Genomic DNA, 1,180 nt, shown 5'->3' on the forward strand with positions numbered 1-1,180 from the left:
GTGTCAATAAAGTTTAATCGGAGGGGTTGATTTGGCTGGTGACAAAATAACCTTAAGACAGCTTGAAACCCATCTTTTCAAGGCAGCTGATATACTCAGAGGTAAGATGGATGCCTCTGAGTATAAAGAATATATTTTGGTATGCTTTTTCTAAAATACACCTCAGATGTTTTTGAAGAAAAAAGGCAGGAGTTGAAAGACAGATTTATAGCTATGGGATTTTGTGAAAAACAAATACGTGAACTATTAGAAGATCCAAGCTCTTATGGTGATGCCTTTTTTGTCCCTGAAAAGGCAAGATGGGAAAATATTTTGAAATTAAAAGAGGATGTTGGGAATCAGCTCAATAAAGCTCTGAGCGCCTTAGAGGAAGCAAATCCAGAGCTTGATGGAGTTTTGAAACACATAGATTTTAACGCAGTAAAAGGAAAAAACCGACTCAAAGATCAGCAACTTATTGACCTTATTAACCATTTCAACAAGTATAAACTAACACCTTCAAACTTTGAATTTCCTGATCTGCTTGGTGCTGCTTATGAGTACTTACTAAAAGAGTTTGCCGATTCAGCTGGTAAAAAAGGAGGAGAATTTTACACACCATCACATGTTAAAAAACTGATGGTAAGGTTAGTTAAGCCACGTGAGGGCATGTCAATTTACGACCCAACTGTAGGCTCTGGTGGTTTCTTGATTGAGGCATTCCACTATATTGAAGAACAAGGACAAAACCCGAGAAACTTAGCTCTTTATGGGCAAGAACTTAATGGATTGACATGGTCTATATGCAAAATGAATATGATTTTGCACGGCATTAATGATGCACACATTGAAAATGAAGATGTGTTGACAACCCCCATGTTTTTTGGAAAATGGATACATAAAAAGATTTGACAGAATATTAGCCAATCCACCTTTCTCAGAAAACTATACCCGCGCAAATATGCAGTTTGAAGAAAGATTCAAATATGGCTTTACTCCTGAAAATGGGAAAAAAGCAGACCTGATGTTTTTGCAGCACATGATTGCAAGCCTGAAAGATGACGGAGTAATGGCAACAGTTATGCCCCATGGAGTTTTGTTCAGAGGTGGACAGGAAAAGGTTATAAGGGAAGGAATTGTAAGAGATGACCTAATTGAGGCAATAATAGGACTGCCGCCTAAGCTTTTCTACAACACTGGA

Annotated in this window: 1 pseudogene; it reads left to right on the top strand. The window is 37.8% G+C overall.

What is annotated here, in order from left to right:
- Nucleotides 1–31 precede the first annotated feature (31 nt).
- A pseudogene (locus H964_RS13495) lies at nt 32–1,180 on the top strand (type I restriction-modification system subunit M); the annotation flags it as partial.

The organism is Caldicellulosiruptor sp. F32 (assembly GCF_000404025.1).
Taxonomy (GTDB): Bacteria; Bacillota; Thermoanaerobacteria; order Caldicellulosiruptorales; family Caldicellulosiruptoraceae; genus Caldicellulosiruptor; species Caldicellulosiruptor saccharolyticus.